Origin of the sequence: Lachnospira hominis (ex Hitch et al. 2025), from assembly GCF_040096395.1 — a bacterium.
Lineage (GTDB): Bacteria > Bacillota > Clostridia > Lachnospirales > Lachnospiraceae > Lachnospira > Lachnospira hominis.
Genome location: NZ_JBBMES010000005.1, coordinates 165,292 through 190,240 on the forward strand (window position 1 = coordinate 165,292; position 24,949 = coordinate 190,240).

Annotated in this window: 31 protein-coding genes; 2 read left to right on the plus strand and 29 right to left on the minus strand. The window is 45.5% G+C overall.

From position 1 onward, the window contains the following. Positions 1-9 precede the first annotated feature (9 nt). The 6 genes from WMO38_RS06900 to WMO38_RS06925 all read right to left on the minus strand — a co-directional run bounded on the left by WMO38_RS06900 (position 10) and on the right by WMO38_RS06925 (position 5,798). Positions 10-2,370 carry a VirB4-like conjugal transfer ATPase, CD1110 family gene (locus WMO38_RS06900; RefSeq protein ID WP_227733632.1) on the minus strand — a complete coding sequence of 787 codons (2,361 nt, stop codon included), beginning with the start codon at positions 2,368-2,370 and terminating at the stop codon, positions 10-12. A gap of 49 nt (positions 2,371-2,419) precedes the next feature. Then, on the minus strand, positions 2,420-2,824 hold the full coding sequence (locus WMO38_RS06905) for a PrgI family protein (RefSeq protein WP_425599169.1): 405 nt from the start codon (positions 2,822-2,824) through the stop codon (positions 2,420-2,422). A gap of 54 nt (positions 2,825-2,878) precedes the next feature. After that, the gene (locus tag WMO38_RS06910; RefSeq protein WP_055230551.1) at positions 2,879-3,751 is read right to left on the minus strand and encodes a VirB6/TrbL-like conjugal transfer protein, CD1112 family; all 873 of its coding nucleotides are present in this window, start codon (positions 3,749-3,751) and stop codon (positions 2,879-2,881) included. A 3-nt stretch (positions 3,752-3,754) separates the two neighbouring features. After that, a complete protein-coding gene (locus WMO38_RS06915) occupies positions 3,755-3,841 on the minus strand; it encodes a Maff2 family mobile element protein (RefSeq protein ID WP_118672908.1) in 87 nt (28 codons plus the stop codon). A gap of 88 nt (positions 3,842-3,929) precedes the next feature. Further along, on the minus strand, positions 3,930-5,600 hold the full coding sequence (locus tag WMO38_RS06920) for a recombinase family protein (RefSeq protein ID WP_158403629.1): 1,671 nt from the start codon (positions 5,598-5,600) through the stop codon (positions 3,930-3,932). Beyond that, positions 5,601-5,798, minus strand: coding sequence for a hypothetical protein (locus WMO38_RS06925; protein ID WP_069432593.1), 198 nt, complete (start codon positions 5,796-5,798; stop codon positions 5,601-5,603). Between WMO38_RS06925 and WMO38_RS06930 the strand changes: the two genes are divergently transcribed. After that, the gene (locus WMO38_RS06930; RefSeq protein WP_021682886.1) at positions 5,772-6,011 is read left to right on the plus strand and encodes a hypothetical protein; all 240 of its coding nucleotides are present in this window, start codon (positions 5,772-5,774) and stop codon (positions 6,009-6,011) included. The two genes, WMO38_RS06925 and WMO38_RS06930, sit on opposite strands and share 27 nt — an antisense overlap. Here WMO38_RS06930 and WMO38_RS06935 read toward each other — a convergent pair. The 7 genes from WMO38_RS06935 to WMO38_RS06965 form a co-directional block, all read right to left on the minus strand. Further along, positions 5,925-6,965 (minus strand): VapE domain-containing protein, encoded by a 1,041-nt coding sequence (locus WMO38_RS06935; RefSeq protein WP_435391000.1) that lies wholly within the window; start codon positions 6,963-6,965, stop codon positions 5,925-5,927. The two genes, WMO38_RS06930 and WMO38_RS06935, sit on opposite strands and share 87 nt — an antisense overlap. Further along, on the minus strand, positions 6,934-7,578 hold the full coding sequence (locus tag WMO38_RS06940) for a CHC2 zinc finger domain-containing protein (RefSeq protein WP_069432591.1): 645 nt from the start codon (positions 7,576-7,578) through the stop codon (positions 6,934-6,936). Before WMO38_RS06940 ends, WMO38_RS06935 begins: the two co-directional genes overlap by 32 nt. Positions 7,579-7,643: 65 nt before the next feature. Next, a complete protein-coding gene (gene mobQ / locus WMO38_RS06945) occupies positions 7,644-9,224 on the minus strand; it encodes a MobQ family relaxase (RefSeq protein WP_349161965.1) in 1,581 nt (526 codons plus the stop codon). Between the two features lie 133 nt (positions 9,225-9,357). Beyond that, positions 9,358-9,951, minus strand: a complete 594-nt coding sequence (locus WMO38_RS06950; protein ID WP_015555147.1) for a VanZ family protein — start codon at positions 9,949-9,951, stop codon at positions 9,358-9,360. A gap of 310 nt (positions 9,952-10,261) precedes the next feature. After that, positions 10,262-10,558, minus strand: a complete 297-nt coding sequence (locus tag WMO38_RS06955; protein ID WP_008703759.1) for a DUF3847 domain-containing protein — start codon at positions 10,556-10,558, stop codon at positions 10,262-10,264. Then, complete coding sequence (locus WMO38_RS06960) at positions 10,551-10,892, minus strand: replication initiator protein A (RefSeq protein ID WP_008703761.1); 342 nt, start codon at positions 10,890-10,892, stop codon at positions 10,551-10,553. Before WMO38_RS06960 ends, WMO38_RS06955 begins: the two co-directional genes overlap by 8 nt. Beyond that, positions 10,889-11,077, minus strand: a complete 189-nt coding sequence (locus WMO38_RS06965) for a hypothetical protein (RefSeq protein ID WP_005930722.1) — start codon at positions 11,075-11,077, stop codon at positions 10,889-10,891. The genes WMO38_RS06960 and WMO38_RS06965 overlap by 4 nt, the downstream gene beginning before the upstream one ends. A 484-nt stretch (positions 11,078-11,561) precedes the next feature. Here WMO38_RS06965 and WMO38_RS06970 point away from each other — a divergent pair, with 484 nt between their 5' ends. Then, the gene (locus WMO38_RS06970) at positions 11,562-12,368 is read left to right on the plus strand and encodes a helix-turn-helix transcriptional regulator (protein WP_005930715.1); all 807 of its coding nucleotides are present in this window, start codon (positions 11,562-11,564) and stop codon (positions 12,366-12,368) included. Positions 12,369-12,430: 62 nt separating this feature from the next. Here WMO38_RS06970 and WMO38_RS06975 read toward each other — a convergent pair whose 3' ends face one another. From WMO38_RS06975 to greA, 16 genes are all read right to left on the minus strand, one after another. After that, positions 12,431-13,393, minus strand: a complete 963-nt coding sequence (locus tag WMO38_RS06975; protein ID WP_055079943.1) for a DUF3658 domain-containing protein — start codon at positions 13,391-13,393, stop codon at positions 12,431-12,433. 30 nt (positions 13,394-13,423) lie between these two features. Next, a complete protein-coding gene (locus tag WMO38_RS06980; protein WP_055079944.1) occupies positions 13,424-13,801 on the minus strand; it encodes a TnpV protein in 378 nt (125 codons plus the stop codon). Next, complete coding sequence (locus WMO38_RS06985; protein WP_002592127.1) at positions 13,761-14,033, minus strand: helix-turn-helix domain-containing protein; 273 nt, start codon at positions 14,031-14,033, stop codon at positions 13,761-13,763. Before WMO38_RS06985 ends, WMO38_RS06980 begins: the two co-directional genes overlap by 41 nt. Positions 14,034-14,188: 155 nt before the next feature. Then, positions 14,189-14,347: a Maff2 family mobile element protein gene (locus WMO38_RS06990; protein WP_227064562.1), complete on the minus strand. Its 159-nt coding sequence runs from the start codon at positions 14,345-14,347 to the stop codon at positions 14,189-14,191. 393 nt (positions 14,348-14,740) lie between these two features. Further along, positions 14,741-16,612 carry a VirD4-like conjugal transfer protein, CD1115 family gene (locus WMO38_RS06995; RefSeq protein WP_172678258.1) on the minus strand — a complete coding sequence of 624 codons (1,872 nt, stop codon included), beginning with the start codon at positions 16,610-16,612 and terminating at the stop codon, positions 14,741-14,743. Beyond that, the gene (locus WMO38_RS07000; RefSeq protein ID WP_055194871.1) at positions 16,609-17,085 is read right to left on the minus strand and encodes a PcfB family protein; all 477 of its coding nucleotides are present in this window, start codon (positions 17,083-17,085) and stop codon (positions 16,609-16,611) included. The genes WMO38_RS06995 and WMO38_RS07000 overlap by 4 nt, the downstream gene beginning before the upstream one ends. Before the next feature lie 191 nt (positions 17,086-17,276). Continuing rightward, complete coding sequence (locus tag WMO38_RS07005; RefSeq protein WP_055230540.1) at positions 17,277-17,822, minus strand: hypothetical protein; 546 nt, start codon at positions 17,820-17,822, stop codon at positions 17,277-17,279. An 80-nt stretch (positions 17,823-17,902) separates the two neighbouring features. Beyond that, positions 17,903-18,559, minus strand: a complete 657-nt coding sequence (locus WMO38_RS07010; RefSeq protein WP_055194873.1) for a hypothetical protein — start codon at positions 18,557-18,559, stop codon at positions 17,903-17,905. A gap of 102 nt (positions 18,560-18,661) precedes the next feature. Next, positions 18,662-19,030 (minus strand): hypothetical protein, encoded by a 369-nt coding sequence (locus tag WMO38_RS07015; RefSeq protein WP_055194875.1) that lies wholly within the window; start codon positions 19,028-19,030, stop codon positions 18,662-18,664. A 108-nt stretch (positions 19,031-19,138) separates the two neighbouring features. Further along, entirely contained in the window at positions 19,139-20,203 is a 1,065-nt protein-coding gene (locus tag WMO38_RS07020) for a DUF6017 domain-containing protein (RefSeq protein WP_055194877.1), read from the minus strand. 14 nt (positions 20,204-20,217) lie between these two features. Beyond that, positions 20,218-21,111 carry a ParB/RepB/Spo0J family partition protein gene (locus tag WMO38_RS07025; RefSeq protein WP_055194879.1) on the minus strand — a complete coding sequence of 298 codons (894 nt, stop codon included), beginning with the start codon at positions 21,109-21,111 and terminating at the stop codon, positions 20,218-20,220. Beyond that, positions 21,104-21,886: a ParA family protein gene (locus tag WMO38_RS07030; RefSeq protein ID WP_055194881.1), complete on the minus strand. Its 783-nt coding sequence runs from the start codon at positions 21,884-21,886 to the stop codon at positions 21,104-21,106. The genes WMO38_RS07025 and WMO38_RS07030 overlap by 8 nt, the downstream gene beginning before the upstream one ends. 29 nt (positions 21,887-21,915) lie before the next feature. After that, on the minus strand, positions 21,916-22,095 hold the full coding sequence (locus tag WMO38_RS07035; protein WP_055194882.1) for a hypothetical protein: 180 nt from the start codon (positions 22,093-22,095) through the stop codon (positions 21,916-21,918). Further along, a complete protein-coding gene (locus WMO38_RS07040; protein WP_055194884.1) occupies positions 22,095-22,562 on the minus strand; it encodes a DUF6075 family protein in 468 nt (155 codons plus the stop codon). The genes WMO38_RS07035 and WMO38_RS07040 overlap by 1 nt, the downstream gene beginning before the upstream one ends. Positions 22,563-22,764: 202 nt before the next feature. Further along, positions 22,765-24,321 (minus strand): lysine--tRNA ligase, encoded by a 1,557-nt coding sequence (gene lysS / locus WMO38_RS07045; protein ID WP_349161975.1) that lies wholly within the window; start codon positions 24,319-24,321, stop codon positions 22,765-22,767. A 90-nt stretch (positions 24,322-24,411) separates the two neighbouring features. After that, entirely contained in the window at positions 24,412-24,888 is a 477-nt protein-coding gene (gene greA / locus WMO38_RS07050) for a transcription elongation factor GreA (RefSeq protein WP_349161966.1), read from the minus strand. Between the last annotated feature and the right edge of the window lie 61 nt (positions 24,889-24,949).

The window sequence follows — 24,949 nt, forward strand, 5'->3', positions numbered from 1 at the left end:
CTCCTCCGTTCATACATTATTTTCCTCCTGCTTTACGCTTTCCTCCGGCTTGGTATTCATGATCGCATAGGTCTTGGTGTCCTTCGGGTACTTATCCACAAACGGGATTACCACGTTGTCAAACAAAATCAGTCCGCTTCCCGGCTCAGAGTTTGTCACATGGGCAAGCTGCTTTTCGGAAAGCCCCAGCTTGTCTGCAAGTATCGCCTGATCCTTTGCGTTCTGATTCAGTAAATAAACAAAATCAGAGTTGCCGAGTATGCCCTCGATTTCCTCTGATTTCAAAAAATCGCCCACGTTCTGCGTCAAGCCTGTCGGAATGCCGCCCCACTTACGAAACCGCTTCCAGATTTCCACGCTGTAAATGGCTGTCTGCTTTTCCTTTAAGAGAAGATGGAACTCATCACAGTAATAGCGGGTGGCAATCCTGCGCTCCCGGTTCTGTGAAACCCTGTTCCAGACCGCATCCTGCACGATTAACATTCCAAGCTCCTTTAGCTGGTTGCCCAAGTCCCTGATGTCAAAGCACATGATGCGGTTATGGCTGTCCACGTTGGTGCGGTGGTTAAAATAATTCTGCGATCCATGCACATACAGCACGAGGCTGTTTGCGATACGCTCCGCTTTTTTGTTCTTGTGCTTCAAGAGGGCATTATACAAATCTTCAAGGATCGGCATATTTTCCGGCACGGGATTTTCAAAGTAGCCATCGTAGATATGACGGATACACTCGTCAATGATGCCTTTCTCATCGTTCTCCAGCCCGTCCTTCCCTCCGGCGATCAGGTCACATAAGGTAATGATAAAGTCCGATTTCAGCTTTAACGCTTCCTTGTCCCCCTTATGGGAAAGCTGTATATCCATCGGGTTTAAATAATCCTTTGAATTGGTGGCAAGCTTTACCACCTGCCCGTGCAGTGCGCCCACGAGGGCAAAATATTCTCCCTCCGGATCACAGATAATCACATCGTCCCTTGTCATAAGAAAACAGGATAAAATCTCACGCTTTGCACTGAAAGACTTACCGGAGCCGGGCGTACCGAGTATCACGCCGTTTGGTGTTCTTAAGCGTTTCCGGTCTGCCATGATCATGTTGTTACTGAGGGCGTTCAGACCGTAATAAATCGCCGGAGCAGGCATGAATAACTCCTGCGTACAGAACGGAACAAGGATAGCGGTACTCTTTGTGGTAAGCACACGCTCTATCCCGGTTTCATTGCAGCCTATCGGTGCGGAAGCCATAAGCCCCTGCTCCTGCAGATACTGTAAACAGCGCAGGTTGCAGTTTGCCTGCTGGATAATGCCGGACACCCTCTGCGTGATGTTCTCAAGCTCCCGCTTGCTCCTGCCGTAGCAGGTAATCAGGAATGTCATCTTGATGATCTTCTGGTTGCTGGTATTAAGGTCATCCAAAAGCTCCAGCGTGTCCTTTTCATAAGTGATGATGTCCGTGGGTAAAATATCCATGTCATAGCCGGAGCGTACTGCTTTCTTCTGTTCCTCAATCTTCATCTTCTGAATATTTGTCAATGCCCCTTTTAACATCTTGATCGCCTTTACCGGGTCAAAGGTCTGCATGTGCATGGTAATGGTTAGGTTATCATCAATGTCAAGGAGCTTCTTTAGCAGCTCATCATTAAATCTCGGTGCAATGATGTCCAGATAGTGGACGCTGCCATACATCTTCCCCGCTTTAAAACGGCTCGGATAACGGAAGTCAAAGCCCGGCGGTGCGATATAGTCCTTTACGCTTTTACCGGATTCTGACAGCTCCTTAAAGGAAAAACGGAAAGGCTCCATTGTATCCTGGTTGAAATATTCATGCAGGATACGCAGCCGTTCCTTTCCGTCAAGGCTTCTGGCGTGTGTGCCAAGATTTAAAAAGTTCTTTATCACATCGGCTTCGATGCTTGCAAGTTTCGCCCTTGCTTCCTTGAAGCCTTTGCACTCAATACCGAAAATCAGGTATTTCGATTTGATGATGCCGTTGTTTCCCTTTGCTGCCTGTTTCTTTAACATTTCCGTATATTCCTCACGGATATCGTCAAATTCATCTCCCTGCAAAGGAATGTCAAACTGCTCTATCAAAGTCTGTTCGTTGACCTGTCTGTTAAACAGGAACAGTTCAAACTTAATAGACGGATCAAAGTAATTGATGAGCTTGCTGTACTCCTCTAAAATCTCCCCCTGATCTTCTATCTCTAAAAGGTCATAGTTGATGTCAAAAAACTCCACCATTTTCGTGTAGAAAGTGGAAGTCACCTGACAGATACCGTCCTGAAACATCTTTTTAAAGGTAATGGTATTCTGTGCCGTGGTTGGCTTTTCCTGTTTTTTGCTGTTTCCGGAGAGAGTACGTTTCAGCTCCATAAGCCTTTTCCTTTCTGAAAAGCTCAATCCTGCTTTGGGCTTTGCAGCTCTAACCTGCCTGCCCTGCGTTTCTGCCTGCGGCTTTTTCTTCAAGATAGCGCACCTCCTTTTTCATTCTCTCTTTCTCCTCCAACTGTCTGTAAAGATTTTCTGATTTATAGGGACGGATTCCCGGCGTGAGGATTTTCTGCCGTAACATAAAATACAGAATCTTCTCTGCGGGGAACCCGTCTTTTTCATACATTGCCAAAAAGAAAAACGGCAGCATGAGGGCTACCATGATCAGTGCCGATGCCTGTGTGCCGATAACCCCTTTTGTGAAAATATAAAAGGGGATGCCCACCGCACCCGCACTTCCAAAGCAGACAAGCTGGCGTTTTGTTAAGTTCATTGCCACCTTTGTCTTGATGCCGCTTAGATTTTTTGGCACTGCTACTGATATAGCCATAAGCATTGCAGCCGGAAACCATCTCCCGGCTGCACCTCCTTTCCCGTATGCAATGCCCCTTTAATGGGCATTGAAGATTGATTTGCTAAGGGAGCCTGTCTTAAATAAGCTGAAGCATAGGATTACGGTGTAGGCTGCCACCGACCATAAAGCCGAGTGAAGATTGCCGGCAACTGCCACGCCGGATACCAGCACGGAGTAAATACCTACGCACACCATAATGAAAAATCCCTGAAATGCCAAAGCACACAGTCCCTTGATATAGTTGCTTCCGATACTGCCCCATTCCCGGTTGCTCAAAGTCGCAAACGGAACCGGAGCCACTGAAACATAAAGGTATATTTCTATCATGCGCCCATATAAAATGACGGTGATTAAGACGGACATGATTTTCATACATAAGCTGACGATCATGGTTTCTATCCCAAGCCCTATCAGTTCGCCAATGCCCATAGTGGAAAGCTGGGTGTTGAACATGGTCTGTAAAGTGGCTGTCACATCTATGCTTGCATTGCCCGTGATGACACCCGCAGCCTTTGTCACGATATGGTTTCCCACATCAAAAATCGCCATCGTGATGTCAAAGGTATAGCTGACAAACAGCACTGCAATACATGCCTTTACAAGATAACGGAAGAAAAATTCGCTCCCGATCTCGTGCATGTTGTTCTTGTCCATTACCATTGTAATCAGCTCATAGCAGAGAATGGCACTGATGATCATTCCCGCTATGGGAACCATGACGTTTTCTGAAAGGCTCTGTATCATGGAAAAGATACCGGAGTTCCAAGAGCTGGGTGTTTTCCCCACCTCCCCGGCGATAGTCCCGACCTTATCATTTACGTCCGTGAACATCGTGGAAAGATTGTCAAGCACCCAGCCCTGCAGCATTTCCTTTATAAATTCAGTGATTTTGTCAATGATCGCTCCCATGAATTATGAGAAAAGGGAAGTGAGCTGTGGAATCACCGTCTGCGCCACAATGACAATGCCGCCGCCCGCCATGAGCTGTTTTATCCCCAATTAGGTGTAAAAACTCTGCTCGATGGCGGGCGGCGGCGTACAAAAAATCTATATGGTGTTTTTAAGAGAACCGTCCCGGTAGGACAGGTCAGGCAGTGACCTGTTCCACCTCCGGGATGGGTTTGAGATTAAAATGAATTTCGATAGAAATGTGTCTTGTTTTATCTTCGTCAATGCGCTCATGCACGACGATTTCTTTGATTAAGCGGTTGAGGGTGGCTGCGTCCAGCTCTGTGATGTTGGCGTATTCCTGAATGGCTTCCACCCATTGTTTTGCGTCATTGGCAAGCTGTACTTCATCGGACAGCCGCTTTCTGCCCTCGGACACTTTTGTTTTAAGCTCCGTCTGCTCGGTCTGTGTCTTTTCCAGCATGGTGCTGAAATTCTGCTCACTGATACGCCCTGCAATCATATCCTCATAAAGCCGCATGACCATTTTGTCCAGAACCTCAATCCGTTCCTCGTCCCTTGTAAGGGAGCGTTCCATTGCTTCCCGCTGTTCCCGCTGCTCTGCTTCACAGGTATTGGTCAGGCGGTCGGCAACCGCTTCCCCGTCCATCAGGGCAGCTCTGGCACATTCCCGGATTTTCCGCAGCACATGGCTGTAAAGGGTGTCATAGTCAATCCGGTGCTGGGTGCAGTGGTTCTTTCCAAAGGCATTGTAGGTCTTGCAGGAATAAATCTGCTGGGGATGTTTTGCGTTTGTGTAGCGTATCGTCAGCGACTTCCCACACTCGCCGCATTTTATCAGTCCGGCAAACAGGCTGATTTCATTGGTCTGCCCCGGACGCTGGCGGGATTTCAGCTTGTTCTGCACAATGTCAAAGCTCATGCGGTCAATCAGCGGTTCATGCTGTCCCTCCACCACAATCCAGTCCTCCGGCTTCTTTTCCCCAATCGTGCCGATTTTGAAACGGTAGTCTTTTTTCTGGGAAGCAATCGCCCCGGTGTAGACGGGATTCATCAAAAGGTCTTTGATAACGGAGAAGTCCCACATATACCGTCCTTTTTCTGGGTCTTTCTTTTCCCATTTGGTGCGGGTATTGCGAAGCCCCCGTTCCCGGTTCCACCATGTGGGGCAGGGGATTTTTTCTTCCTCCAGCCGTCTGCGGATATAGTTCGGACCATGACCGTTCAGGGCATATCCGAAAATCAGTCGCACAATCGGGGCGGTTTCCTCGTCAATGAGCAGATGGTTTTTGTCCTCCGGGTCTTTCCGATACCCAAACGGGGCAAGACACCCGGTAAACTGTCCTTTCTGCGCTTTCAGAAGATAAGAGGAATGGACTTTCTTGGAAATATCCTTGCTGTACATCTCGTTCAGGATATTCTTGAACGGGGCAATATCGTTGTTATCCCGCAGGGTGTCGATACCGTCATTCATGGCGATATAGCGGACACCGTTTCTTGGGAAAAAGTCCTCAATCAAATGCCCGGTTTGCAGATAGTTCCGCCCCAGTCGGCTGAGGTCTTTCGTGATGACAAGGTTGATTTGCCTGCGCTCAATGGCTCTCAACATTCTCTGTAAATCAGGACGCTCCATATTAAGACCTGTGAAGCCATCGTCCTGATAGACTGCCACAACCTCCCATCCCTGCTTTTCGCAGTATTTTTCCAGCATATCACGCTGGTTTGCGATACTGGCACTTTCGCCTTGCAGGTCATCGTCCTTTGACAGTCTGCAATAGACTGCCGCACGATAGCCCCCGGCAAGTGCCGAACCGATTGTTCTGTATTCCATTTCGTTCATCATAGCCATTTACCCACACAATCCAGACGGTATCTGGCTCTTTTGAACCTCATCTTCATTATACTTCACATCTTTCTTTTTAGCAAGATATTCTTTTGCATTTGTCTTTCCGTATTTCTGGGAAATCAGGCTGACGAACACATCGGTTGCATCCAGCTCCCCGTCAAATACAGTGGTCACATGAATCTCTGTTTTGTTTTTTGCCATAGGCAGTTATCCTCCATACATGAAAATAGCCAGACAGAGGGTGTCGGCAACGAAGTCCGGCAACGGGCTTCAAAAGACCTTGCAAACAATCTCAATCTGGCGATGGTTACTATTTATACTTTTCTTTTATTTTTCTGTTGTTTTGGTTGTTATAAGGGAGAAAAGCCCGGAAACAAGGGGTTTTCCCCGGCAACCGGCTCGGCAACGGGATAGCAACAGGGGGTGCAACGGGCTGTCATTTTCAGAATGGAAGCTCCATCTGTTCTGTGACCTCCACAAAACCATCCATCGTTTTTTCAGACGGGTTGCCGGAGTCCGTTGCCGGGTTTTCACGCTCCCAGCCCTTTTGTCTGCCATATTCTGAAAACATTCTTGGGTTCGGGAAGTACCGCCAAACACGCACTGACGTGGGCGGTCTGCCGGGTGGGTTTCATAGGGTATCTTGTAAACCTCTTTCTGCCGGCTTAAAAACGACTTGATTTCTTCGATGCTCTTGGCGTTTGCGGTTGCCATCATTTCCGACATTTCGATAATCCAGTGACCTTGCAGCTTGCGGTACACATTGTCATCGTCCAGCTTCCGCAAATCATCGGAGAACCACTCGTCCCGGACTGCCAGCAGACGGAAGAAGGTGGACTTGCCAGCCCCCTGACCGCCTACCAGACAGAGCATGATTTCAAATTTGCACCCTGGCTGAAAGGCTCGTGAGATTGCACCCAGCAGGAACAGCTTCAACGCTTCATAGGTGTAATCGTCTGCGTCAGCCCCCAGAAAGTGCCGCAGGCAGAAACGGATTCGTTCTGTCCCGTCCCACACAAGGGTATTGAGATAGTCCCGGATGGGATGGTACTTGTTTTCATTCGCCACAATCCCGATGGCGTTATCAATCTTTTTCTCATTGGTAAGCCCATAGGTTTCTTCCAGATAAAGAAGCAGATACTTCATGTCCGTATCGTTCAGGGCGGTGCTTTCCCTGTGAAAACCGATGGGCTTTATGATGTCCTTGCGGTTGGTCAGAATGTTGTATGCGATAGCCCCGGAAAGCAGCGGGTCACGCTGGAATACGGTCAGGCAGTTCCGTATGCTCTGACGGACACCGCCTTTCTCGGTAGTTTCCAGCCCCGCCTTGATTTCCTCAATGTTCTGGGGTGGCTGCATGGCGTTCATGGTGTTTTTTAGTTCTTGCTGCGTCTGCGGCTGCAAGCTCTGCCATTCGCTGTTCAAGCTGTATCACATCCTTTCCGTAGTCCGTAATCAAAGCCGCTTTTTCCTCTGTTTCCCCGAACAGCAGCACATCCAGCTGATATTCCACATGGGCTTGCTTCTGTAAGGCTTCCACAAACCGGGGATGAAAGGCTTCCTCCGGGGAGTGTGGGGCGTAGTCCGTTCTCCATGCCATAAGCAAGTGGAGATAATCGGCAAGAATACGGAAGCAGCGGTTCTTTGCTTCCTGAAACTGTTCCTCCTGGGATTTCTGCCGGGGCTTGGGCTTTTTCGCCTTTCCCGGCGGCTTCCAATCCTCATAGGAAAGCCCGAAGTCCTGTGCCAGTTGTATGGCGGCTTCTTTCTTTCCCAGCCCATACAGGGCGGCGGCAAAATCAATCACATCCCCATCCGCACCGCAGCCGAAGCAGTGGTAACGCCGATCCAGCTTCATGCTTGGGGTTTTATCGTTATGGAACGGGCAGCAAGCCATCCCGTTCCGACCTACATGGATTCCATAATGCTCCGCAGCCTGTCTTGTTGTAACGGACTGCTTCACAGCTTCAAATACATTCAAATCTATCCCTCCTTAAAAATAAGAAAAGCACCTGACATTCTCTGATTGAAAATGGCAAGTGCCTGTTAAAGCTCCATATCCTGTTGTCTGTGTTTCGCCTGTGCCGGGGCGGTTCTTTGTGCTTTTTTCTCGTCTGCCTTATCCTGCAAGACTTCCTTGATTGGCTGCTTCTTGGGCGGTTCTTTGCTTTCCTCTGTGCCGGGGGTGGCTTTCCGTACCCAGTATCGGATGTCCCGCAGCTTCTTCAAATCCTCCTGTACCTCGGTTAAAGGTTCTTTCAGCCCTGCGATTTCGCCAACAAGTTTTTCCTGTTCCTCTTGCAGCTCCTTTTGGGTGCTGTCCTTATCGTCCGGGTGCTTGGCAAGGTAGGCGGCGGCTTTCTCATACCGGGCAACCTCCGGGTGTTCCTGTTTGAATTTCTCCTTTGTTTTCTTAAAAAATATCTTCCGGTACTTCTCATAGACAGGCTTACCTTCCTTGCAGTCTGTCCGGCTGGCAAGAATCCCGTCAATCACTTTGCTGCGGGCTTCCTTGGGCTTCATCTGATTGCGGTAATCTGCGGCTGATTTCCCGGACGCTTCCAGAAATGCTTCTAAATCCTCCACAGTGGAAAGCCCCTTTTGCCGGAGATAGGACAGGGCTTCGCTGACTGCCTTTAAGTCCTGTGAAATCCCACGGTTCTGTCCAGCCCTTGTCCAGTCCTTCCTTTCTTCCTTTCGTATCTCCATATACTTCATCAGCAGATTGGGAAGAAGTGTCGCTTCCTCCGCTGCCTTTTGTGCAAGCAGCTCTTTCCGTTTTTCTCCCAGCTCGGTAATCCAGCCTTTGAGGTTTTGGATAAGCTGCCGGATGGACTTCATCAGGCGGTTGGCGGCTCTGATTTCCCGGTTCAGGTTGCCGATATTCGTCTGGATACCACGCTTTTCCATCTGCCGGACAGCAGCCCCCTCATGGACAGTAGGGACAATATCAAGCCCCTGTCTGGCATAGGAACGCAAGTCCACACGCTCCGGGCGGTCATTGGCTTCCAGATAGCGGTTCTGGATGACTTCCCATTCATGCCGCCAGATTTCACAATACTTCTGGTCGTTCCAGTCAACCGTATCCTCCTTGTGGCTTTTCCACCTGCCGGATGGCAGCTTAATCCGTTCCCCGTTTTCATCAAGGTCATAAACCTTGCGGCTCTTGGGAAGCCATTTCCCATGTTCGTCCATTGCCCTCATAGTGAGCAAGACATGGGCGTGTGGATTATGTCCCGGAGGATAGGGGTCATGGATGGCAAAGTCAACGATCATGCCTTTGGAAACAAACTGCTGCTGACAAAACTCCCGGACAAGGACAGCGTACTGGTCAGGCGGTATCTCTCTTGGGATGGTAAGCACCCACCGCCTTGCAAGCTGGGAGTTCCATTGTTTTTCCACCGCTTCGGCGGCGTTCCAGAGAGTGTTGCGGTCTGCGTACTCCTGCGGGGCGTTTGCCGGAAGCATGATTTCGTTGTGGACGATACCACGCTTTTCCGGGTAGTGCTTTATTTCTTGGTCGTATTCGCAGAACAGCTTTTCGCCGCTTTGGTAGGCAGCGGCGGCAACAGCAGACTGGCGATTGCTGCGCTGTACAATAGAGATTTGATTGTGTGGACAGGGCATTTTGTGTTCCTCCTTTCCGATTTTGGGCAGAAAAAAAGCAGGAGACCTTTTTCAGATTTCCTGCCTGGTGTGCCGCTGGGGGCGGCTGGTATTTAGTTATTAAGAAATTTAGGGAGCATTTCGAACTTGTAAATCACAAAATCAGCTCCCATAGTAAGGATGCAGTGAATGGCTGTAGTAAAAACATTATTAACATTACTGTTCCGCAGATAATATACAAGTCTTTATTTTCTGCATTTAATTCTGGATACTGTGTAAAATTTTTTGTAATCCGCTTGGCAATGAAATAACCACCTAATGTACCTACCATATTTGTAATTATATCGTTAATGTCGGTTGTCCTAAAAGTAAAGATTTGTGAAATCTCTATTGCAATAGTCATGCACATTGCAAATAACATTGTGTTTTTTATTGCCTTGTATTTTTTCCATAACATAGGCAATAAAAAGCCTAATGGCACAAACAAAAGAACATTTAAACAAGCATTTACAAAATCAGAAATCATATCGACTAACGGAATGATATTGATTGTAAAATCTAAATTCAAAGATAACACACTTGGAAAACCAACAAGAGATAAAACTGCCACAAGATAAAACGCAAACACAATATATATAAGCGTTTGCTTCAAGCTGCGAAGAGAAATTTTCCCATATAAAGCCAGTAGTGGAACAATAAAGATAGCAGCCGCTACGATGTCAATAAGTGCACTATATATTCTGTGCATACTTAGCCCTCTTTTCTAAATCATAAATGTTTTATAATCTCATTATACATCAACACCGTATCGAAATATAGCGTGATGTTATTAAGATTGTTTAAACTTGTCGGCTGGGAACAGCTTGCAAGGCAAGGTGTTCCCAGATGGCAAGTCCACAAAAGGGTAGCTGGCGGCAGCCAGCGCAGGGGAAGTGTAGCGTCCCCTGTTTGATTTGGAGCAGACCATGACTGCGGAAAATCACAGCCCTCCGGCGAGGAGCCTTCGGAGAACGCAATGCACCATCCTCCGAGTGGTGTATAATTGCGCCCTTAGTAAACTAAGGGGTTTCTGGCTTCTTCCGTTCCAGCAGTTTTTTCAATAATTCCTGCGTGTCCTGCCTGTGAAAAATGATTTTGAGCAACACCTTGACATCATCATCTGTCAGGCGTTCCGGCTCTTGCAGAAAACTTTCCAGCATACCGCCACGGATACAGAGCCGGTGCGTCCGTTCCTTTCGGGTAAGCTGCTTCAACTGGTGCTGCAACGCCTTTTCATCATTGATGGCTTTCCGCAGTTTCTTTTCGCTTTTTTCCAACTCCCGGTTGAGCTTTTCCAGCTTTGAGGTATCAGGCAAGGGCAGCGTTCTCCTTTCCCGGTATCAGCACATAAATCCTGTTTGGTTCTCCAATGCCCTGACGCACCCGCATGATAAGCCCGGCGGTTTCCAGTTCATTCAAAGAACGCTTGACCGTCATGGGGCTGCGGGACAGGACTGTAGCAATGGCTGTGACAGGAAAGCAGACAAACAGGATTCCATTTTCGTCCTCCTGCCCTTTGGACAGCATAGCGTCCAGCATCCGGCAGTACATGACCTTTGCGGTGCTGCTGACTGGAAATCCTGTCAACGCTCTGGGAAAGGGCATACAGGGCGGCAATGGTGTGTCTATCGTCATAAATTCAAAATTCATTCGGTGTGTTCCTCCTTTTTCTTTGCTCGTTTGGATAAATAACGGGGGCAGTCAATCACAACCGCCCGGAAGCTCTGCCTGCACCCATGCTGGCATTTCCTGCATAATTCGTTGTAAGTGACACGCCCCCGGTCATTGAGGTAAAAGGAAAGCTCATGCTTCCTCTTTTTGCTCATTCTCGGCATATTGCGCTTCCTCCCGTTTTTGTGTATGGTTTCGGGGCGATTTTCGGAAAAATTACAGCCATAGAGCCGCCTAAAATCTCCCGAAGTATCAGCGATAGGGTAGACTATCCCCCTATCAGATTGTCGTGTTTCGGTATCATTTCGGTGTCAGTTCGCCAGTTCTCCCCGGTGTCGTTCCTCCCCTGAATCTCACAGCGGCGTATCGCTCCCTTTGGTACGCTCGTTTTGGTCAGGGTTCCTCCATATCCCTGCCAAAAGTCATGGCACTACATCGCCGGGGAAGCATATCCCACACAGGCTGGTCATTCGATTGGAATAATCCATCGATGAACTACCTGTATCATAGAACATTTTTGTGCCCTGTGCCGTATGTCCACAAAGTAGGAATTAGGGGTAAAAATCAGAAATTTCCACGATTGCGGAATTGATATGGTATAATCAATTCAACGGTTATATATGTTGTCAAAAAGGGGGAGCTGCTTCAATGAACGGAGCTACTACAATACAGGAACGGCTAAAAGATTTACGATTAAACAAAGGATTAAAACTGGAAGAACTGGCTGAGCAAACGGGTATTTCAAAATCGGCTCTTGGCAGTTATGAAAAAGATGACTATAAGGAAATCAATCATGGCAACCTTATCCTGCTGGCAGATTTTTATGGGGTGTCCCTCGATTATCTCTTTTGCCGGACAGAGAACCGGGCGGAGATCAACACGCCATTAAGGGAGCTGCATTTGAGTGATGAGATGGTAGCACTTCTGAAAAGCGGTCGGATTAATAACCGTCTGCTCTGCGAACTTGCCACCCATAAGGACTTTATCAAGTTTCTTGCGGACATTGAGATTTATGTGGATGGGATTGCCACCATGCAGATTCAGAACCTCAACGCCCTTGTCGATACTGTCCGGCATGAAATCATTGAACGGTATCGCCCCGGCGAAGATGACCCCCATTTGAAAGTGTTGCAAGCTGCCCATATCAGCGATGATGAGTATTTCAGTCAGATGGTACGGGATGACCTCAACCTCATTATCCGGGATATTCGGGAAGCCCATAAAAAGGACAGTGAGAGTGCACCCCAGACCACCGTTGCCGATGAACTGAAAGAAAATCTGGAAGCGGTCGAAAATTTCAAGGGCAGCCGGGATGAAAAGCTCGTTGTACTTTACTGCAAGCAGCTCGGCATCAACTATAAAAATCTGTCAGATGAAGAATTTCGCTGGCTAATTCGGATTCTCAAAAAGTCAAAGAAAATGGGAACGCCTATCAGCCAGAGGAAAAAACGATAAAGAAAAACCGCTGTTGCATGGTTGGGATGCCTTCCATGTAGCAGCGGTTCTTACTGTGGTTATTATTTCATTCGTTTTCTTAATATCCGGCGATAATTTGTTTCTCCCTTTGGTGCGTCCTGTATAATTTCCAACACACCATCTTCAAGCATTTTATCAATGCGATTGGAAATCCATACATCACTAATTCCAAGTTGATATTTTCCTAAAACATTACCTATGACAATAGCCATTTTGAATTGTTCTGGCTGTTCCGCAATTTCACGAAGAATGAAACTATCATATATATCTTCTGAAACGCTTTGCAATTTACCATTTAACATTGCACGCAAAGGTGCATTTTCATTTTGAAGTTGATTCCATTTCATAGCGCAAGCTGAAAGAAATACAGGCTCAGCTTTCTCTTGTAGAGTTATATAATTTCCCCATTCGCTAGGAGACACCTCACCCCATGATATTTTAGATGTCATAGTATTTTCTTTTCCATATTCCCATGTAGGTAATTTAACCAAATAAATTGTTGTCTGACAGTTTAATGGTCGAAGTTGTTTCATAAGCCAGTACATACCGCAAAGTTCATCCGGATTATAGCTATACCAAATGCGAACTTCTTCCCCAGCTACATATCGTTCAATAACTGAGGACAATGTAGTTTTAATTTTCTGTATTTTTTCTTCAACCTGATAATCTAAATCCTCTACAAACCAGACAGACAGCATTTTCTTGAGAACATTTTTCCTCTGTTCGCCAATTTCATTATCAGAAATATCTCCCACACTAAGAGCCATATCAAAACAATAAACATCACTGCTCTTGCCTCCCAATGGAATAGCATTTTCCCAAGCAATACATTCTTGTTCTTGTGCTTGAAGTTGTGCTTCTTTCATTTCATTTGAAGATGGAACACTCCCGTTTTCGTGCCTTATAAATACCGAAATTGCACTTCCTCTATATTTTCCCCTGCCGTAAGTTTGGGCAATTTTCAAACTTCCACAGGCACTCTCACTAAATACAATTTCAACCATCTGATATACCTCCGATTTAATTGCTCCTGTTTATGAATAAATCATCTCATGCAAAACAATTTCTTCTGCCCGGTTATGGATGTTATTACATCGTTGTACCCATTCTATTTGACAGGTACGCTTTAATTCCTCTGTCACGCCCTCGGTAGCTTTCATCTGCTCCATAATAGTGTCTAACCGTTCCTGTGCCTGTTCGTTCAGGTCTGCAAGATATGTCCACAATTCTCCGGTCAGTATCAATGTATTCAATCTGACTGGGTGGACTTCTCTTAAATATTCCCGGTGCATCCGTCCATACTTTCCGATGGGGCGGTGTTCTTCTGGCAGTTTCAAATCTGGGATGTAGTAATCTCCGACAAGGATATAATCAATTCCGTTTTCTGTTATTCTTGGTTTCAATTCGCTCATGTTCCTTACCTCCTGTGGAAGCAGGCTCGTCTGGTACTAACTCAATCACATCGGTAATCTCACAATTCAGCGTTTCGCAGATACGGGCTAATGTGTCCATGCTGATGTGCTTTCCCTCTTTGCTCATGTTGGCAATCATATTCGTTGTCATACCAGCGGCAAGCCTTAAATCTTCTTTTCTCATATCACGCTCTAACAGTGTATGCCAGAGTGGTTTATAGCTGATGTGCATATTGCTTTCCTGCCTTCCTATCCATACCACCGGGGCGGCTGCCCCGGCAGGAACTTTTCTCTTATTATAGCACCAATCTTGTGTAATCACAATTTATTCTTGTAGCCTGCCGCTGATACCGTCTGGATTGTGCTTTTCCTTTCTTTTTGTTCCCTTTAATTAGCCATGAACTGCTTGATGCCCTGTGATTTTGCACCCGGATTGTCATTTCCATAGCCTTCCAGAAGGTTGATAACGCCCCATACTGCCACGCCTGCTCCGATTGCTGTTACGACTGTCTTTAATCCTGTTACTGCTGTTGTAAAAAAACTCATGATTTTTACCTCTTTCTTTCCTAAGATTTGATTTTTTGATAAAGAAAGAGCTTTGTATGTAAATCCCCGCCCTTTGTGGTAAAATAAGGGCAGGGAAATCCTTTGGAGAACCCTGCTGGCATCCGGTACATTCTGTTTGGCGATAGGCTGTGCCGGGTGCTTTTCTATTCTCACAAAGATACATTGCAAAACTCCTTTGATTTGTGTTTATCCATGCCAGCTCGATTATGCTTCGCTTCATCTCGCTGCGGCTGAACGCCAAATACAGCTAAATGCAAATCTGCGTGTCTGCAAGTAAACTTGCACACTTGCTTTGCATTACCTGTGCATGTCTAAACAGATTTTCATATTCAGTTGTCAATCTGCACTTTTGGACACTCTGTCCAAAAGCCGCTATTCAGTTGTCATTGAGGAATTATCCTCCTGCCCGTTTACTTCCCCACAGTCAAAGGCATCGTCTACCATTGTTGCAGGCGTGACTTTCATGTGATGCAGATGCTTCACATAGTCCTCAATGTCAAAGGCATTTTTCGGGTCATAATCGGACAGCTCTTTGTATCTGTCATGCTTCGTTATATCAAACTTGTCTGAGAAAAAAGGTCTTACGCCCCTAAGCTGCATGATACATTTCCCGCCGTCCATGACCGCTATCTCATCCTGACTCATCAGCTCTTTTCCGGTCTTTTGGTAATTCAGACCGTAGGACTGGCTTGTACCTCTCGTATCTGAGGTATTGTAAAGGTCTATTGTTTCTTTACCCAAAATCTCCGCCATCTCTTTTAAGGTGGTCTTTTCCTTCCCTCCGAGGAATAAGGTGGTATCACAATTCCCTTCAATGGTGTCAGCGTTGTCCTTATAAATCGCCTTGAGCTGGGACTTTGACTGCAAAATAATAGAAGCTGATATTTCCCGGCTACGAATGGTAGCGATCAGCTTCTCAAACTGTGGAATCTGCCCAATATTACTGAACTCATCCAGCAGGCACCGCACATGAACCGGAAGCCTGCCATTATAAACATCGTCTGCCTTATCGCAGAGCAGGTTAAAGAGCTGTGAATACATGATTGACACCACGAAATTAAATGTGGCATCCGTATCGGAAATAATGACGAATAACGCTGTCTTTTGCTCTCCAAGCGTGTCAAGCTCCAGCTCGTCATATTCCATCAGGTCACGCAGCTCTTTGATATCAAATGGTGCTAACCTTGCACCGCAGCTAATAAGTATGGATTTAGCTGTTTTTCCCGCAGCCAGCTTGTATTTCTTATACTGCCGTACTGCAAAGTGGTTCGGGTTCTCTGCTTCCAGCTCCTCAAACAGCAAATCTACGGCATTTTTGAAATTCTCATCGTCCTCTCTGGCTTCGCTTGCATCAATCAGATCAATCAGCATGGCGAAATTCTGCTCCTCCTCCGGAGCTTCATACCAGATATAAGCGATCAGTGCCGTATAATAGAGCTTTTCAGCCTTGATCCAGAAGTCCTCACCGGATTGCTGTCCCTCTCCTTTGGTGTTGACTATGATCGTGTTTACAAGTTTCAGAATATCCTTTTCGCTCCGTAAATAGGCGAAAGGATTATAGTGCATGGATTTTGCAAAGTTTATGGTATTTAAGACTTTTATTTTATATTTGCCCCTTTTCAGCATCTTTCCGCACTCGACTAATACCGTTCCTTTCGGATCAGTGACGACATAGCTTGAGTGCATCTGCATCAGGTTCGGCTTCACAAAAAATCTCGTCTTGCCGGAACCGGAACCGCCGATGACAAGAATATTTTTATTCCTCGCATACTTCGGCTGCTTTGGTCTGCCTGACATCATCAGCCTCTCCGTCTGGGTTAAAAGGACATTGTTTTCAAACACAGAGTCCATGTATGGCTCTATGTCTTTGGCATTTCCCCACCTTGCGGAACCATACTCCTTGCCATGCCGGAATTTCTTGGCGTTCTTGGCTTTGTAGTACACCACAAGCCGGAGGGCTATGCCGCAGCCTGCTCCAATCAGTAAATCTCTTGGGTGGAAGCTGGGCAGGGGATTGGAAAAAAGCGTATCAAAGCCGTTCATGGCTGCAATCATCTTGGCGGAAGCATCTGCTCCCTCCGATACTCTCCACAGCCACGCCACCTTGTCACAGAAATAGCCTGCAAGGATATACGGGACATTCAAAAGCAGCAGCTTCTTGGCGTCCGCACCTTTCGCCTTTGCTTTCAGATTTTCCGGGACAGCCTTTAGGTCTTTGGTTATGCCTGCAATGATGCTGCTCATAGGCTCTGTCCCCTGTCCTTATTTTTCTCCCGGCTCCTCTCCCTGTTCTTATCCTGTGACACTGCTTCCCTGAAATGCTTTAATTTCTCCCTTACGGAAGTCCTGCCTTTCTTTTTCTCATTACCATAAACAAATTCCTTGAATGCCTGCGACAGTGCATCGGCATCCCTGCCCTTGAAAAATACCAGATACTTGGGCGGTTCGCACGTCCTGTCTTTCTTGACAGCAAAATCAACATTATATTTACGAGCTACCCGCTCAAAGGATTTGATGTTGCTGTCCGTCACTTCGATAGACGATACTCCCACGCCCTCTCCCACCAGCTTTTTCACAGAAGTTTTACCATGCGATTTCTGTGATTTCTGCTTCTGATGATTCAGATAAATCCGCATTGCAGCTTTCAGTACGCTGGCACTTAGTTTTGAGGTCTTAATCACAAGGGCGATTGTCTTTTGCGTTACTTCCTCCTGCATAAGTACCTCCTGATCCATTGTTATCTGACTGTAAGCTCCGCTAAGGTGGAACATACAGCCGATGCAGTAAATATTTCATAAGCTCTCCTTTCCGCTTTTGGACATCGTGTCCAAAAGTCTGTAAACGCAAAAAGGGCAGCTATAAACCTTTATGGTCTATAACTGCCCTGACGCTGTGTACCATATTTAATTTATCTGTACCGGATTACCGGACACTGCTTTGTCTTTTTACCTGTTTTCCTGCGTTCCAAAGCAAACACCATATCCCCGGTACGTTCAAAATATCCAATATCTTTCTTCCAGCTCATACCGCATTTGCAATGCTGCAAACCGATAAACTGCTGTTTCATTTTCCTGCCGCACTCCGGGCATATCTTATTGTTGCTTCCCCTCTTTTTCTTTGGTAAATCAGGCTTTTTCTCCTTTGCGGGCTTTTCCTCCGGTATTCCGTTTTCCCTGATACGGATTTCATAACGAGGCATCTTTAAAAGATATGCTTGGTAAACCTCATCAAAGGGAACCCATACCGCCTGTGATTCCAGCTTTTTATAAATACGTTCCGTAATTTCCCTTGCTGCTTCCTCTGTGGGCATTTCCCCGTTTTCTTTATAATAAGAGCAGGTTTCCCGAAACATTTGGTCAGCAATTTTCATTTTCTGCTTCTGCTTTAAATCCTTATAGGTTTTATTTGGCTGCTTCTGCCGCTTATATGCAAGCGAATGATGATTTTGTTTCATATAATCCCTCTTTAAAATAAATTCCGCTTCAATTATTATAACAGAAGTCTTTTTATCATAAAATATTTTGTCTGTATTTATTATTCCAATAACATAACCGTACACATATCTGCCCGGATATGATTCTTCTCCATTGAAACATTATCGAAAAGCAATGCCTGAAACAGCACATCCCGCACATTATCAAGCAAAACGATCTTCTGCTCCTGCTCCGTCAGGTGTTCAAATTCCACGCCATCCCACACAATAGTTTTTCTTGCGGCTTCACAATAAGCAAACAGACCGAGGATATATTTATTTGACATAATAAAACCATAGGTTTCCTGCCCTTCATAGATCATTCTGTATCTGTCCGTTTCTTTCTCCGGCAGGCTGAAAATACACTGTACCGTTTCCAGACACACCCTGCCGTCATATTCCGGCTTCAGTTTTCTTTTATATCTCTGCACTTTTGTGTAAACTTCTTCCCGTTCCACGACGGAACGGGTGCGCTTAAACTGCGGCTTTTTGCAGAGCATATCCAAATCCATATATACATTGTTGATTATGCTTTTCCCTGCATACTGCCCGAAGGTTCTGATCCGCAGCAGATATGTAAGAACTTCATTTAACTTTTCCTCTGATATGATAAACTGAAAAGGCTTACTGCCAAATTCCATCCGTTCAAAAGCCAGCGGACAGCTCCCCTTTGCAACCTCCCTCTCCATTACCCTGTTGATATCTCTCATTGATTCCATTGTTATCTTCCTTTCCACCTTTAGACATCGTGTCCAAAAGTCATTGAACATAAAAAGGCAGCTACAAGCTGTCTGCTCATAACTGCCCTTACGCTGTGTTGCTTATAATGTAATTCCTGCCTTTATTGCAAAGTCGGCTTTTCTGTCTGTAAGTTCCTTCTGTTTTTCCTCCGGCAGACTTTTTAATACGCCGCCATAACCTTTCTCCATCAGCGGCGTTCCCTTTGCCATTAAATAGAGCTTTGTATCAAGCCATTCCTGCCACAGATTTTCAAACATACTCTGACTATCCGTGAAGGTTATCACATCATCAAAGCCCTGCGGCTCCTTGTAATACTGCAATTTTACAAAGCCGTATCTTCCTGCATCCATGACAAGGATATTCTCAAGCCCATACAGCTCTGCAAACGCCTCCGCAACCCTTCTGCACTTTTCCTGTTCTTCTTTCGTGATATATACTTTCTTCTCCATACCGCACCGCCTAATCTATTTTTTAAACCATTATCCACCTCTGGACACTCTGTCCAAAAGCTGCCTGTGAATATATTTATTATCTCCGCAAAAATCTTTCCAATTCTTTCAGACAATCCCTTTTTCCTCCCAGCCGCCGCCATACATATCATGCTGTACCTCCTGCTGATAATAATGGTTCATAGTTGAGGGAGCATTATAAAGTGCTGTAACCATGTATGCCTTAATGTTGGTTATCTTTGTGACAGTATCGTGCATACAGCCGATCACATACTCCAGATGCCCGCTGTTGAGCTTCAGGAATTTCGATTTTACAAGCTCATATGGGTAATCCTCTCCCGCTATTCTGACCGTTTTACGCTTTACGCATACCACTTCACAGATGACCTCAAAAAGCTCCTCATACAAATCCCTGTCCTGCCTTTTATCATACTTCATGTGATGCTCATACTCAATATTCTGCTTAATCAGCTCTATGTATGCGTTCACGTCCTCCATCACATCAATCTTATCGTTTCTCTGCTCCGGGTCTCCTGATTGATTGATAGGATTGTTATAGCTCATGTCAGTATTATTATAGTCAGTATAATTAGGGGCTGGTTTTCCGACCTCTTGAAGTTCGTTTTCCCGACCTCCTGAAGTCTGATTATCCGAATCCTTGAAGTCGGTTTTTCCGACCTCTTGAAGTCGGCTTCTCAAACTTCTTGAAGTCGGTTTTTCCGACTTCTGCAAGTCGGCTTCTCCGTCCTCAGTAAAAGCACCTTTATCGCCTCCCTGTTTATCCGGCTGCTCATCATTTTCCTCTGGAATAACAAAGTTCTTCACATAAATAATATCCGGCTTGCCAAGTCCCCTGCGTATCCGTTCCACCAGACCGATCCCTTTATTGGTATCTAATTCGGCAAGGACTTTTATCGCCTTATCCTTGCCGCATCCCAAATCCTCCATGATACTGTCCACCGTATAAATGATATACGCCCTGTTTTCATCATCAAGCCAGCCATTTTTCATGGAAAGTGCCATACGGTCAAGCATCAGTCCATAGAGGAGCTTAGCATCGCTGCTAAGCCCCTTAAACCTCTCGTCCTTAATCAGCAGACGTGGAACACGGTAAAACGAAAACTGCTCCGCTTCGATTCCGTAGTAATAATCGAATTTGATTGTACCGCCCATTTTCCGTGCCTCCTTTACTGCTTGCTCACGCCATTTGCGGCGTTCCATTCCTCCAATAGCTGATAGATGATATTTTCTATTTCCTCACTGGAATACTCCTCCGTAAAATATCGGCTGATCCTCTCGCCTTTGATTGTGACCTTTCTTTCCTTCGGCTTTTCCTCCGTCAAAATGAGCCTTACCATTGCAAGGGTCAGCTCCCCGTTTTTTCCATACTCCTTCAGTTTTGCCGACTGGTGGGTGGAAATTGCTGCACCTGTTTCCTCCAGAATGACCTGTACCCATTCCTGCGCCTGTTCCGTGAGAAACGATATGTCAACGCCCTGCACCAGACCGATTTTCTTCTTATCGACCATATCCAGCAATTCATCAGACAGACGGGCAAGCCATATATACCTTTGCACCGTCTTTCCACTCTCTCCGGCAGCTTCCCCCACTTCGTCAAGGCTGCTTCCGCTTCCCTTTTTGCCCTGATGTTTCATGGCTTCATACTTCATTGCATAAGCCCTTGCTTTTTCGCTGGGTAAAATATCCTCACGCTGAATGTTGGTATCCACCATGATAACCGTTGCTTCATCATCGCTGTAATCCCGCACGAACATCGGCATGGTGGAAAGCCCTGCCAGCTCGCACCCGTGCTTCCTGCGGTGCCCGGCAATGATCTCATAGCCGCCCCCTGCCCTCGGTCTTGCAATACCGGGCATTAACACACCATAGTTTCTAATGCTCTCCACGGTTTCCTGCATCTTTTCATCGTCAAGCACCTTGAACGGGTGTCCCTTAAACTCATGCAGCTCGGAAAGCGGTATCTCCCGCACCTGCTCTGTGCCTGCCGGAGCTTGGGAAGCTCCGAACAGATCATCAAAACTATTTATTTTGACCTTTGATGCACTTCCTGCCTTACTCATCACGAAGCACCTCCTCCGTCAAAGACTGATAGGCACTCGCCACTTTCCCCTTCGGGTCATGCCGATAGATGCTGACACCTTCTGCTGAAATTTCCGCAGCCCTTACGGAAATCGGGATACTGTTCTGAAATATCCTAACCTTGCTTCCATAATTCTCAATCAGTAATGCACTGATGTCCTTTGCATAGTTGGTGCGGTTATCCACCATCGTCAGCAGAATCCCCTCTATCTCCAGTTTTGGATTGATCTGCCGCTTTACCCTGCCTATGGTCTTGATAAGCTGCTCCAAACCTTTTACGGGCAGATATGCCGCCTGCACGGGAATTAAGATACTGTCGGCACAGGCAAAGGCATTTATGGTTATCATGCCAAGCGAGGGCATACAGTCAATCAGAATGTAATCGTAGTCCTCCCTTACCTGCTCTATGTAGGAACGCAGCACCAGCTCCCTGCTCATGGCATTCACAAGCGATACCTCCAGACCGGACAGCTCAATATTTCCCGGCATGAGGGAAATGCCCTCCTCATGCTCCAAAATGCCGTATCCCTTTTCCATTTCCTCATCATTGATAATATTTGCCATGACCGTGGCAAGCGTGACCTCCAGCTTGTCCGGTTCCGTAAAGCCTAAACTTGCAGTCAGGCTCCCCTGTGCGTCCGCATCGATCAGCAGGACTTTCTTTCCCTGCTTTGCCAGCCCGATTCCTAAGTTGCTTGTGGTGGTGGTCTTACCCACACCACCTTTTTGGTTTGCAATTGATATAACTTTACACATGATACATTCTCCTTTTTCTATGCTGTTTTCTATGATTTCTCTGCTACATTGCTCTTTCTTACTTCCACATACGCTCTGTAAAACTTCTTTGTCCCCTTGTTCGGGTACAAATCTGAAAATTCGGTAACTTCAATTTTGGAATTATTGTTCAATATCTTTCCGAACCAAGTAATATCGTTCTTCGTTCCCATCAGTCTGACCTTTAACATTAGTCTGCTCCTCCAAACAGGGCATACAGCTCCCGGTTGTATCTTGCATACTCCGGATAACGAATCTGTACCGCCTGCCAAAAATATGGTGCGTAGGCACAGCAGAACAGTTCCTCCACCGTGTAATTCCTGCACTCGTCAATCTGCTCCTCCATATCCTCATAGTCAAAAACACTCGGTGTACCATTACAGTACAGATTAAATGCCATTCTGACTACTTTCACGCTTCCGCTGGTCTGCCAGCCTTCCTGCAGGCATTCCGTTTTCACGCAGCCTGTCTTAAAATCATAAATGCTTTTAATATTTCTTCTGGTATCGTCACTGATGCCAAGACAGTAGCAGAGTGCCTTGTGGTAAACATCCTGATACCTTACCTCTTTTAACTTCTCGTAATAGAATTTCTCATGTGCATCGCTGATAAAAATAATGTTTTCTTTCTTTTCTGCTCCTAACGCTGTACTGTTCATTGTATTTACCTCCAAATTTTATTTTTGACCATAACAAAAGGACACTCCCAAATTCTCACTTGGAAAGTGTCCTAAAGGTACATACCCTATAAAATTAAATGTCGCACAAAACGTATTATCAAGTATTATTCCGTATTATACGTAGCAAATTTGTAGTAAATTTGTAGTAAATCACAACTCAAAATCGCTGAAACCCTTGATTTTACTGGTTTTCTTTACTCAAAGTTTTCATCGTCGGGAAGAGCAATACATCCCTGATAGCAGGCGAATCTGTAAGAAGCATTACAAGTCTGTCAATACCGTAACCGATACCACCTGTAGGAGGCATACCTACAGCAAGTGCATTGAGGAAGTCTTCATCTGTGTGCTGGGCTTCTTCGTCACCGTTTTCGGCATTCTTATCCTGCTGTGCAAAACGCTCTCTCTGGTCGATTGGGTCGTTAAGTTCTGAATATGCGTTACACATTTCCCATGTATTGATGAAAAGCTCGAAACGCTCAACCTTTTCAGGGTCAGATGGCTTTTTCTTTGTAAGAGGTGAAATTGCAAGAGGATGATCCATAATAAATGTAGGCTGGATTAAGTTCTCTTCACAGTATTCCTCGAAGAAAAGATTGATGATATCGCCCTTTGTATGACGCTCCTCGAATTCAATTCCTCTTTCCTTTGCGAGTGCCTTAGCCTCTTCATCTGTCTTAATTGTATCAAAATCAACGCCTGCATATTCCTTGATTGCATCATTCATAGTAAGTCTTCTGAATGGCTTTCCGAGGTCAATCTCTGTTCCGTTGTAAGTAATCTTGGTTGTACCACATACAGTCTGGGCAAGGTGTCTGAACATACTCTCAGTAAGTTCCATCATGCCTTCATAATCTGTATATGCCTGATAGAGTTCCATAAGTGTAAACTCAGGATTGTGTCTTGTATCAACACCTTCGTTACGATATACTCGTCCAATTTCATAAACTCTCTCAAGACCACCAACAATAAGTCTTTTAAGGTACAGTTCCAATGAAATACGAAGCTTAACATCCTCATTAAGTGCATTGTAATGAGTCTCAAATGGTCTTGCAGCAGCACCGCCGGCATTAGACACAAGTGTAGGTGTCTCAACTTCCATAAAGTTTCTGCCGTCAAGGAAATTTCTGATTTCCTTGATAATCTTTGAACGCTTAACAAATGTATCCTTAACTTCAGGATTCATAATCAAATCAACATATCTCTGACGGTATCTCATATCAGTGTCAGTAATACCGTGGAACTTCTCAGGAAGTACCTGAAGGCTCTTTGAAAGAAGCGTAAGTTCTTCAACATGAACAGAAATCTCGCCTGTCTTAGTTCTGAAAATAAATCCCTTAACACCGAAAATATCACCAATATCAGACTTCTTGAAGTCTGCATATGCTTCTTCGCCGATTGCATCCTTTGAAATATAAGCCTGCATTTTACCCTTGAGGTCTGCAATGTTACAGAAAGATGCCTTACCCATTACTCTCTTGAACATCATACGTCCGGCGAAGCTTACTTCTATAGGAGAAGCATCCATAATAGCTCTTCTCTCATTATAATCAGCATTAACTGCTTCTCTTGCCTGCTGCTCGTCTAATCCTTCAGTATTTACCGCTGGTCTGTCACCAAGAAGTTCCTTCTCATGAGCTTCGTAGATAGCTCTGATTTCATCTGTATGGTGTGTTACATCATACTTTGTAATCTGAAATGGATCCTTGCCGGCATCCTGAAGAGCCTTTAATTTATCCATACGAATCTTAATCTGTTCATTAACATCCGCTGCCTGTGTATTCTTATTATCTGCCAACTTTGTGTCTCTCCTTAAAATAAATTCAACTAATTAGTCATTATTTACTGAAACAACCTTATATTCAATCTCACCTACAGGTGCTTCAATCTTAACTGTATCTCCCACTTTCTTGCCAATTAAAGCTGCTCCAAGTGGTGACTCGTTAGAAATCTTATTATTTAAGCTGTCTGCTTCTGAAGAACCTACGATTGTATACTCAATATCCTCATCATATTCTACATCATGAAGCTTTACAACACTTTCCATCTTAATCTTGTCTTTGCTCTTATCGTTATCCTGAATAATCTCTGCATTCTTTAAAATGTTTTCAAGTTCAACAATCTGTGCCTCGATATCACGCTGCTCGTCCTTTGCTGCATCATACTCGGCATTCTCTGATAAGTCGCCCTGCTCTCTTGCTTCCTTGAGCTTCTGTGCAACTTCCTTTCTTCTGACTACCTTGAGATTCTCAAGTAATGCTACTCTTTCCTCATAACCTTTTTTTGTAAGAAACTGCTTCTCTGCCATAATTCCTTCACCTTTCCCATTTATATACTAAAATTTTATTTGTTTATTAAAACCAGTCACA

What these genes read in the sequence shown, in the direction of transcription:
- WMO38_RS06980 (WP_055079944.1), bottom strand. Translation starts at nt 13,801, where the DNA reads ATGAGCGAATTGAAACCAAGAATAACAGAAAACGGAATTGATTATATC.
- WMO38_RS06900 (WP_227733632.1), bottom strand. Translation starts at nt 2,370, where the DNA reads ATGGAGCTGAAACGTACTCTCTCCGGAAACAGCAAAAAACAGGAAAAG.
- WMO38_RS06985 (WP_002592127.1), bottom strand. Translation starts at nt 14,033, where the DNA reads ATGCACATCAGCTATAAACCACTCTGGCATACACTGTTAGAGCGTGAT.
- WMO38_RS06910 (WP_055230551.1), bottom strand. Translation starts at nt 3,751, where the DNA reads ATGGGAGCGATCATTGACAAAATCACTGAATTTATAAAGGAAATGCTG.
- WMO38_RS06995 (WP_172678258.1), bottom strand. Translation starts at nt 16,612, where the DNA reads ATGAGCAGCATCATTGCAGGCATAACCAAAGACCTAAAGGCTGTCCCG.
- WMO38_RS07010 (WP_055194873.1), bottom strand. Translation starts at nt 18,559, where the DNA reads ATGGAATCAATGAGAGATATCAACAGGGTAATGGAGAGGGAGGTTGCA.
- WMO38_RS06930 (WP_021682886.1), top strand. Translation starts at nt 5,772, where the DNA reads ATGAATCTCTGTTTTGTTTTTTGCCATAGGCAGTTATCCTCCATACAT.
- WMO38_RS06935 (WP_435391000.1), bottom strand. Translation starts at nt 6,965, where the DNA reads ATGAACGCCATGCAGCCACCCCAGAACATTGAGGAAATCAAGGCGGGG.
- WMO38_RS06925 (WP_069432593.1), bottom strand. Translation starts at nt 5,798, where the DNA reads ATGGCAAAAAACAAAACAGAGATTCATGTGACCACTGTATTTGACGGG.
- WMO38_RS07020 (WP_055194877.1), bottom strand. Translation starts at nt 20,203, where the DNA reads ATGGGCGGTACAATCAAATTCGATTATTACTACGGAATCGAAGCGGAG.
- WMO38_RS06975 (WP_055079943.1), bottom strand. Translation starts at nt 13,393, where the DNA reads ATGGTTGAAATTGTATTTAGTGAGAGTGCCTGTGGAAGTTTGAAAATT.
- WMO38_RS06960 (WP_008703761.1), bottom strand. Translation starts at nt 10,892, where the DNA reads ATGAATTTTGAATTTATGACGATAGACACACCATTGCCGCCCTGTATG.
- WMO38_RS07025 (WP_055194879.1), bottom strand. Translation starts at nt 21,111, where the DNA reads ATGAGTAAGGCAGGAAGTGCATCAAAGGTCAAAATAAATAGTTTTGAT.
- WMO38_RS06905 (WP_425599169.1), bottom strand. Translation starts at nt 2,824, where the DNA reads ATGCTTATGGCTATATCAGTAGCAGTGCCAAAAAATCTAAGCGGCATC.
- WMO38_RS06965 (WP_005930722.1), bottom strand. Translation starts at nt 11,077, where the DNA reads ATGCCGAGAATGAGCAAAAAGAGGAAGCATGAGCTTTCCTTTTACCTC.
- WMO38_RS06950 (WP_015555147.1), bottom strand. Translation starts at nt 9,951, where the DNA reads ATGCACAGAATATATAGTGCACTTATTGACATCGTAGCGGCTGCTATC.
- WMO38_RS07005 (WP_055230540.1), bottom strand. Translation starts at nt 17,822, where the DNA reads ATGAAACAAAATCATCATTCGCTTGCATATAAGCGGCAGAAGCAGCCA.
- WMO38_RS07030 (WP_055194881.1), bottom strand. Translation starts at nt 21,886, where the DNA reads ATGTGTAAAGTTATATCAATTGCAAACCAAAAAGGTGGTGTGGGTAAG.
- WMO38_RS07000 (WP_055194871.1), bottom strand. Translation starts at nt 17,085, where the DNA reads ATGCAGGAGGAAGTAACGCAAAAGACAATCGCCCTTGTGATTAAGACC.
- WMO38_RS06970 (WP_005930715.1), top strand. Translation starts at nt 11,562, where the DNA reads ATGAACGGAGCTACTACAATACAGGAACGGCTAAAAGATTTACGATTA.
- WMO38_RS07015 (WP_055194875.1), bottom strand. Translation starts at nt 19,030, where the DNA reads ATGGAGAAGAAAGTATATATCACGAAAGAAGAACAGGAAAAGTGCAGA.
- WMO38_RS07035 (WP_055194882.1), bottom strand. Translation starts at nt 22,095, where the DNA reads ATGTTAAAGGTCAGACTGATGGGAACGAAGAACGATATTACTTGGTTC.
- WMO38_RS06990 (WP_227064562.1), bottom strand. Translation starts at nt 14,347, where the DNA reads ATGAGTTTTTTTACAACAGCAGTAACAGGATTAAAGACAGTCGTAACA.
- WMO38_RS06920 (WP_158403629.1), bottom strand. Translation starts at nt 5,600, where the DNA reads ATGGCTATGATGAACGAAATGGAATACAGAACAATCGGTTCGGCACTT.
- mobQ (WP_349161965.1), bottom strand. Translation starts at nt 9,224, where the DNA reads ATGCCCTGTCCACACAATCAAATCTCTATTGTACAGCGCAGCAATCGC.
- greA (WP_349161966.1), bottom strand. Translation starts at nt 24,888, where the DNA reads ATGGCAGAGAAGCAGTTTCTTACAAAAAAAGGTTATGAGGAAAGAGTA.
- WMO38_RS07040 (WP_055194884.1), bottom strand. Translation starts at nt 22,562, where the DNA reads ATGAACAGTACAGCGTTAGGAGCAGAAAAGAAAGAAAACATTATTTTT.
- lysS (WP_349161975.1), bottom strand. Translation starts at nt 24,321, where the DNA reads ATGGATAAATTAAAGGCTCTTCAGGATGCCGGCAAGGATCCATTTCAG.